The 7,201-nt window shown below is 68.6% G+C and carries 9 protein-coding genes; 8 read left to right on the top strand and 1 reads right to left on the bottom strand.

Features of this window, described 5'->3' with window-relative positions; all coding sequences use genetic code 11:
• Positions 1 to 38: 38 nt before the first annotated feature.
• The 4 genes from lepB (at position 39) to E3O19_RS04150 (ending at position 3,382) form a co-directional block, all read left to right on the top strand.
• On the top strand, positions 39 to 785 hold the full coding sequence (gene lepB, locus E3O19_RS04135; RefSeq protein WP_134565491.1) for a signal peptidase I: 747 nt from the start codon (positions 39 to 41) through the stop codon (positions 783 to 785).
• The gene (locus E3O19_RS04140; protein ID WP_134565493.1) at positions 786 to 1,430 is read left to right on the top strand and encodes a ribonuclease HII; all 645 of its coding nucleotides are present in this window, start codon (positions 786 to 788) and stop codon (positions 1,428 to 1,430) included. It begins immediately after the preceding gene.
• Between the two features lie 12 nt (positions 1,431 to 1,442).
• A complete protein-coding gene (locus tag E3O19_RS04145) occupies positions 1,443 to 1,766 on the top strand; it encodes a DUF2469 family protein (protein ID WP_130176401.1) in 324 nt (107 codons plus the stop codon).
• A 131-nt stretch (positions 1,767 to 1,897) separates the two neighbouring features.
• Complete coding sequence (locus E3O19_RS04150; RefSeq protein ID WP_174776892.1) at positions 1,898 to 3,382, top strand: glyceraldehyde-3-phosphate dehydrogenase; 1,485 nt, start codon at positions 1,898 to 1,900, stop codon at positions 3,380 to 3,382.
• A gap of 27 nt (positions 3,383 to 3,409) precedes the next feature.
• Here the strand turns inward: E3O19_RS04150 and E3O19_RS04155 are convergent, their stop codons facing one another.
• A complete protein-coding gene (locus E3O19_RS04155; protein ID WP_134565495.1) occupies positions 3,410 to 3,850 on the bottom strand; it encodes a nitroreductase family deazaflavin-dependent oxidoreductase in 441 nt (146 codons plus the stop codon).
• 49 nt (positions 3,851 to 3,899) lie between these two features.
• On the opposite strand from E3O19_RS04155, the gene E3O19_RS04160 reads away from it, so the two are divergent.
• The 4 genes from E3O19_RS04160 to E3O19_RS04175 form a co-directional block, all read left to right on the top strand.
• Positions 3,900 to 5,027, top strand: a complete 1,128-nt coding sequence (locus E3O19_RS04160) for a dipeptidase (protein WP_134565497.1) — start codon at positions 3,900 to 3,902, stop codon at positions 5,025 to 5,027.
• Between the two features lie 73 nt (positions 5,028 to 5,100).
• Complete coding sequence (locus E3O19_RS04165) at positions 5,101 to 5,826, top strand: SGNH/GDSL hydrolase family protein (RefSeq protein WP_134565499.1); 726 nt, start codon at positions 5,101 to 5,103, stop codon at positions 5,824 to 5,826.
• Between the two features lie 149 nt (positions 5,827 to 5,975).
• Positions 5,976 to 6,332 (top strand): YraN family protein, encoded by a 357-nt coding sequence (locus E3O19_RS04170; protein WP_134565501.1) that lies wholly within the window; start codon positions 5,976 to 5,978, stop codon positions 6,330 to 6,332.
• On the top strand, positions 6,332 to 7,201 hold an 870-nt coding region (locus tag E3O19_RS04175), incomplete at its 3' end, for a magnesium chelatase domain-containing protein (RefSeq protein WP_174776893.1). The genes E3O19_RS04170 and E3O19_RS04175, both read left to right, overlap by 1 nt.

Genomic DNA, 7,201 nt, shown 5'->3' on the forward strand with positions numbered 1-7,201 from the left:
CCTCACCCTTACACTGGGTCAGGAGCTCAGGCGGTTTAATGACAGACAATTCTCTGCCCACGCGATCAAATCGCCTGGAATCAGAAACGAAGCGCACGAGGCGCGGCGTTGCACTCTTCCTTCGCGACCTTCTGGTCATTTTCGTGGTGGCGCTGCTCATCTCGTTCCTGATCAAGACGTTCCTGATCCGATCGTTCTACATCCCCTCGGGGTCGATGGAGACGACGCTGCTGGTCAACGACCGGATCATCGTGAACCAGCTCGAGCCCGGGCTCATCCCGATCACCAGGGGCGACGTCGTCGTGTTCCGCGATCCGGGCGGCTGGCTCCTGCCGCAGACTCCCGTGCAGCAGAACCCGATCGTGGCCGGCGTTGACTGGGTGCTCTCCGTGGTCGGCCTTTCCGCTCCGGACAGCAACGACCACCTGATCAAGCGCGTCATCGGACTGCCGGGGGACCATGTCGTCTGCTGCAACGCGCTCGGCCAGATGAGCGTCAACGACATTCCGCTCTCGGAACCGTACCTGCAACTCCCGGTCGGCGAGTCGAAAGTGTCCAAGGATGCCTTCGACGTGGTCGTGCCTGCGAAATCACTCTGGGTGATGGGCGACAACCGGTACAACTCGAAGGACTCCAGGTACAACGGCGACACGCCGGGCAAGGGCTTCGTGCCGATTGAGAACGTGGTCGGCCGTGCCCTGGTGATCAGCTGGCCCGTGACCCGCTGGACCTGGCTCGACGATTACCCGGAGGTCTTCCGAGGGGTCTCCGCGGAGACCCGATAGATGGGAGTCGTCGACCCGAACCTCGACGTCGAGCGGGCCATGATGGCCGCGGGCGCGACCTGTGTGATCGGCTGCGATGAGGTCGGCCGCGGCGCGCTGGCCGGCCCCGTCGGCGTCGGAGTGGCCGTCGTCGGCCCCGCCGCCGCCGCGATCCCCGACGGCCTCCGCGATTCCAAGATGCTCAGCGAGCCCCGGCGCGAGGCCCTGGCCCCCCTTGCGGCCGCCTGGGCACTGCACTCGGCTGTCGGGCTAGCCTCGGCCGCCGAGGTCGACGAGCTGGGAATCATCTTCTGCCTCGGGCTGGCCGGCAAGCGCGCGCTGGCTCAGTTGCACGCCGCCGGGGTCGACATCGCCGGGAGCGTCGTATTGCTCGACGGCAACGACGACTGGTTGACCAGGGCGCTGCACACTCCGCTGAACGTGGTCACCCGGGTGCGGGCCGACCAGGACTGCGGTTCGGTGGCGGCGGCATCCGTGATCGCCAAGGTGCATCGTGACCGGCTCATGATCGAGGCGGATGCCCTGAACCCCGGCTACGGCTGGGCGGGGAACAAGGGTTACGGGAGTGCGGCCCACATGGAAGCGATCGCCCTGCTCGGCCCCACGGGGCTGCACCGCAAATCGTGGCTCAAGATCACAGCGTAGGATTGAAACACCATGGAAGAAGAAGAGTTCGAGGACTACGACCGCGAGGTCGAGTTGGCCCTGTACCGAGAGTACCGAGACGTTGTGGGGCAGTTCCAGTACGTCGTCGAGACCGAGCGACGCTTCTATCTCGCCAACGAAGTTGAGTTGGTGCGCCGCGACACGGAGCACGACTTCTACTTCGAACTGACCATGAAGGACGTCTGGGTCTGGGACGTCTACCGCTCCGACCGGTTCGTGAAGTCGGTGCGCGTGCTGACGTTCAAGGACGTCAACGTGGAGGAACTCGCGTCCAAGGAATTCGAACTGCCCAAGGAACTCGCGCTAGACGAATAGCCCGACCAGCACGACCCGCGGCTGTTTCGGCAGCCGCGCCCTACGACTCCGGGCCGACCACCGTCGGTCTGCCCGGCCCAGGCTGCCAGCCTGCACAACCCGGCGCAACGATGCGGCCGGGAGAGAAAGGTATGTCCTTGCTTCAGGATGCTGACCACTGTCGAGCCACATGGATCAACCGGGAAGCGCTGGCGGAGGCGATGATCCCGCTGATCGGCCGGCTGTACCGGGACAATAACGTCGTCACCAGCGTGCACGGTCGCAGCCTGATCAACCAGTCGGTGGTCGGCCTGCTCAAGGCGCACCGCTTCGCCCGGCAGGTCGACGACGTCGAACTTCCCCTCGAGGAGACCCTGCCGATGCTGCAGGCGCTCGGCCGGCTGCGGCTCGGCGCCGCGTCGATCGACCTGGCCCGTCTGAACCTGGCCTACCGCCGCGACGAGGCCGACCGGAGTCTCGATTTCTTCCTGCGCGAGGAACTGGCCGACGTCGTCGGCCTGCAGGGCGCCGACCCGCGCACGAGCACCGACGTCGTGCTCTACGGGTTCGGGCGGATCGGGCGTCTTCTCGCGCGCATCCTGATCGAACACGCCGGCGGCGGTCAGGGCCTGCGCCTGCGCGCCATCGTCGTCCGCCGAGGGTCCGCCAACGACATCGTCAAGCGGGCCAGCCTGCTGCGACGGGACTCCGTTCACGGCCCGTTCGAAGGCACCATCACCGTCGACGAGGCCAACGACACGATCCTCGCCAACGGCACACTGATCCAGGTCATCTACTCCTCCGACCCGGCGACCGTCGACTACACCCGGTACGGTATCCACGACGCTGTCGTGGTCGACAACACGGGCCGCTGGCGTGACGAGGAGGGGCTCTCGCAGCACCTCGCCAGCCCTGGCGTGTCCCGTGTGCTGCTCACCGCGCCCGGCAAAGGCAACCTCAAGAACATCGTGCACGGCATCAACCATGCGTCGATCACGGCGGACGACGCCATCGTCACCGCCGCTTCCTGCACCACGAATGCGATCACCCCCGTGCTCAAGGCCGTGAACGACCGGTACGGTATCGTCGACGGGCACGTCGAGACGGTGCACTCGTTCACGAACGACCAGAACCTGATCGACAACTTCCACTCCGGCGACCGCCGGGGCCGTTCGGCCGCCCTCAACATGGTGCTCACCGAGACGGGTGCGGCGAAGGCGGTGGCCAAGGCACTGCCCGAGCTGGCCGGGAAACTGACCGGTAACGCCATCCGGGTGCCCACCCCCGACGTGTCGATGGCGATCCTCAACCTCAACCTCGAGCAGGAGATCGACAGGGACGAGCTCAACGCGTACCTCCGGTCGATGAGCCTGAACTCCGAACTGCACAAGCAGATCGACTACATCGACTCGCCCGAGGTCGTCTCCAGCGACTTCCTCGGCTCGCGCCGGGCCGGCATCGTCGATGGGCTGGCCACCATCACCACCGGCCGGAAGGCCGTGCTCTACGTCTGGTACGACAACGAATACGGCTACAGCTGCCAGGTCATCCGGGTGCTCGAGGAGATGGCCGGTGCGCATCCGCCGGTCTTCCCGAAGGCCGCGGCTGACCTGCCGGACGCTGTGCTGCAGGTCTAGCGGCGAGGGGCGGCCTCGTGGGCCGGGTCAGCGCGGCTCGCAGATGACCACCGGGATGTCCCGGCTGGTCTTCTGCTGGTAGCCGTCGTAGCCCTTGTAGGCGGTGACGATCTGCGGCCACAACTCGGCCTTCTCCTCCGGACTCGCCGTGCGGGCGCGCATCGGCATCGTGGTGCCGTACACGGTGAGTTCGACCTCCGGGTTCGCGACCAGGTTGAGGTACCACTGCGGATTGCGATCGTCGCCTCCCTTCGACGCGATCAGCACGTAGCGGTGTCGGTCGTGCACGGGCGCGGTGAGCATCGTAGCCCGCCGTTTACCACTCGACCGGCCGATCGTGTGCAGCTCGACCGCGGGCATCGACCCGAAGGAAGCGAGAACGCGCCCCCCGGACAGCGTGAACACGGCCCGGTGCAGCACGTTCATCGTCTTCATCTGCAGGTCGACCAACTCGTTGCGCAATCCCATTCATCCAGACTACGAGAACACGCCCGCCGGCGAGCGCTAGCGTGGAGGCATGAATCCCGCCGATCCTCCCGTCGCGGCCGGTGCCGCGGCCGGTGCCGCGGCCGATGCCGCCGCGGCCGTCGTCGCCCATGCGCTGCAGCTCGCGCCGCTCATCGACGGCCACAACGACTGGGCCTGGGTCTGCCGCGAGGAACGCGGCTACTCGGTCGAGGGCCTCGAACGCGGCCTGGCGACCGATACGGACATTGCCCGCCTCCGGGCCGGCCAGGTCGGCGCACAATTCTGGTCGGTCTACGTCAGCGACGACCACGAGGGAGCCGACGCCGTGCAGGGCGCGCTTGAACAGATCGACTGGGTCTACCGGCTCGCGGCCCGGTACCCGGCGGAGTTCGTCATCGCGCGGAGCGCGGCCGACGTCCAGGCCGCTCGGGCCGACGGACGGGTGGCGTCCCTCCTCGGCGCGGAGGGGGCCCACAGCTTGAACGACTCACCGGGCGTGTTGCGGATGTTCGCGCGGCTGGGCGTGCGCTACCTCACCCTGACCCACGTGCACAACACGACCTGGGCCGATTCGGGCACCGACGATCCCACCCACGGCGGACTCACCGCCCGCGGGGTGGAATACATTCGGGAGCTGAACCGGCTGGGCATGCTGGTCGATCTGTCCCACGTGTCGCCCGCCACGGCGCACTCGGTCCTCGACGCGAGCGACTCGCCGGTGATCTTCAGCCACAGCTGCGTCAGCGCCGTCGCAGAGCATCCCCGGAACGTGCCGGACGATGTGCTCCGCGGGCTCGCCCTCAACGACGGCGTGATCATGCTCACCTTCGTGCCGCAATTCCTCACCGCCGAGTATTCGGCCTGGTTTGACGGGGCCAGGGATACCGCGCCACCCCCCGTGTCCATCGTGCAGGTCGCGGACCACATCGAGCATGCCCGCCGGGTCGCCGGCATCCGTCACATCGGCCTCGGCGGTGACTTCGACGGCACGGATCAATTCCCGTCCGGCCTCGAGGGCGTCGACGGTTACCCGGGGCTGCTGGCCGAGCTCGCCGGACGGGGCTGGTCCGCCGAGGAAATCGCAGCCCTGGCCGGGGGTAACATCCTGCGGGTGCTGGGCGCGACGGACGCGGCCTTTGCCGCCGCCGGGGACGGGATCCCGCTCCTCGTGCGCTGAGGCCGTGCCCCGGGGGTAGCCTCTAGCAAGGCCGCGACCAATCCGGGCGGGCCACCACTGCCGAATGAGTGTCATGACCCCGCGCCGACGTATTGCCCTCCTGACCGTGATCGGCGTGCTGTGCGCCGGGACCATTGTCGTCGTCGCCGGGGTGCTCGGCGCGGCGACCGGAACGGGAGGTGCAAGCGTCGCGGATTCGTCGGCGCGATCGACTGCCGCGGGATCATCCGCCGTCGGCTCGCCCGTCGTCGCCTTCTATGGTGACTCCTACACGCGCGGCACCGGTGCGACGAGCCGGGCCGCCCGCTGGTCGACCATCGTGTCCACCGAGCACGGCTGGACGGAGGTCAACCCCAGCACCAACGGGCTCGGCTTCGTGAACAACCGGGCGAGCCTGCCCGGTCCGGACCTCGTCGACCGGGTGATCGCGGCCAAACCCGACATCGTGATCAGCACAATGGGGTTGAACGACAATTTCGTGATGCCTGGCCGCGCCGCTGACGTGCGGGCCGCGATCGACAAGGACTTCACGGCGCTGAAGAAGGCCCTGCCCCACGCCCGCTTCGTCATCGTCGAACCGTTCTGGTACACCGACGAGCGGCCGGAATCGGTGGAGCGGATCATCGGCTGGGTGCGGGACGCGGCCGCGGCCATCGACGCCGACTACATCCCGGGGGCCTCGCACTGGATGGACGGGCATCCGGAATGGAAGGCCGCAGACAACCTCCACCCCAACGACGTCGGTTACCGGGAGATCGCGGTGCGGATGGACGCTGAACTGGCCAAACTGGGGCTCTGAACCGGGCCGGGCCGAACCCAGGTCCTCATCCTCGCCGGTATCGCTGCCCGCTCGCCCTCCACGGGGCGGCGACGGCCAGCGAGTGCACCGAACCGGGGCTGTTTCGGGGCCGGGGTCGGCCTGGGGGCACGCTGGATCCGGAGGCACTCGTGGTGGACAAGGATGACCTGGGCAGGCGCGGGGAAGACTACGCCGCCGGGTTCCTGGCCGCGGCCGGCTACCGGGTCCTCGTCCGCAACTGGCGGTGTGACCAGGGAGAGATCGACCTCGTCGTCGAGCAGGGAGGCGAAGTCGCTTTCGTCGAGGTGAAGACGCGGTCGGGAACGCGGTTCGGGCATCCGTTCGAGGCGATCACCGCGCAGAAGCTCGCCCGCCTGCGTCGGCTGGCGGCGGCCTGGTGCGACCAGGCCGCGACCCGGCCCGCGCGCATCCGGATCGACGCTGTCGCGGTCATCCTGCGGCCGGGGGACGACCCGGTGATCGAACATCTGGTGGGGGTGTTCTGATGGCGCTCGCGCGAACGCACGCGGTGGCGCTCCTCGGGCTCACTGGGGCACTGGTCGAGGTGGAGGCCGACATCTCCGGCCAGCTGCCCGGCATTGTTCTGATCGGCCTGCCGGATGCCGCCCTGTCTGAGGCCACAGAACGGGTGCGAGCCGCAGCGAAGAACTCGGGTTGCCCGCTCACCCGCAACAGGCTCACCATCAACCTGTCACCCGCGGCGCTGCCCAAACACGGTTCCGGCTTCGACCTGGCAATCGCACTGGCCTGCCTCGCCGCCGACGAGGCGGTCTCCGCGGAGTCGGTCGGATCGGTGGTGCACCTTGGCGAACTCGCCCTTGACGGCCGGCTGCGCCCGACGCCCGGCATGCTCCCCGCGGTGATCGCGGCCGCCAGGCTCGGCCACAGCACCGTGATGGTCCCGGCCGGCAACGCCGCAGAGGCCGCCCTCGTGCCGGGGGTTCGGGTCGTCGGAGTCGCCTCCCTCCGGGACGCGGCCATCTGGCATGGTTCCCGGCTCGCACCGATGCGGGTCGACCCGATCGCTGCGCCCGACGAAGACGGCGTCGACACGGTCGAACCGGAGCTGGCCGATGTGATCGGCAACGACGACGCCATCCTGGCACTGCAGATCGCGGCCGCCGGCGGCCACCATCTCCTCATGGTCGGTCCGCCCGGTGCCGGCAAGACCATGCTGGCGGCCCGGCTGCCCGGGCTCCTGCCCGATCTCGACCCGGAGGCCTCCCTCGAGGTCAGTTCGATGCGCTCGCTCAGCGGGCGCGGGGTCGGCCGCGCCCTCGCGACGCGGCCGCCGCTCGAGGCGCCGCACCACACCGCCACCGCCGCGGCCATGGTGGGCGGGGGCAGCGGCCGG

It is taken from the genome of Cryobacterium algoritolerans, assembly GCF_004402785.1.
Taxonomy (GTDB): Bacteria; Actinomycetota; Actinomycetes; order Actinomycetales; family Microbacteriaceae; genus Cryobacterium; species Cryobacterium algoritolerans.

What these genes read in the sequence shown, in the direction of transcription:
- lepB (WP_134565491.1), top strand. Translation starts at nt 39, where the DNA reads ATGACAGACAATTCTCTGCCCACGCGATCAAATCGCCTGGAATCAGAA.
- E3O19_RS04140 (WP_134565493.1), top strand. Translation starts at nt 786, where the DNA reads ATGGGAGTCGTCGACCCGAACCTCGACGTCGAGCGGGCCATGATGGCC.
- E3O19_RS04145 (WP_130176401.1), top strand. Translation starts at nt 1,443, where the DNA reads ATGGAAGAAGAAGAGTTCGAGGACTACGACCGCGAGGTCGAGTTGGCC.
- E3O19_RS04150 (WP_174776892.1), top strand. Translation starts at nt 1,898, where the DNA reads ATGTCCTTGCTTCAGGATGCTGACCACTGTCGAGCCACATGGATCAAC.
- E3O19_RS04155 (WP_134565495.1), bottom strand. Translation starts at nt 3,850, where the DNA reads ATGGGATTGCGCAACGAGTTGGTCGACCTGCAGATGAAGACGATGAAC.
- E3O19_RS04160 (WP_134565497.1), top strand. Translation starts at nt 3,900, where the DNA reads ATGAATCCCGCCGATCCTCCCGTCGCGGCCGGTGCCGCGGCCGGTGCC.
- E3O19_RS04165 (WP_134565499.1), top strand. Translation starts at nt 5,101, where the DNA reads ATGACCCCGCGCCGACGTATTGCCCTCCTGACCGTGATCGGCGTGCTG.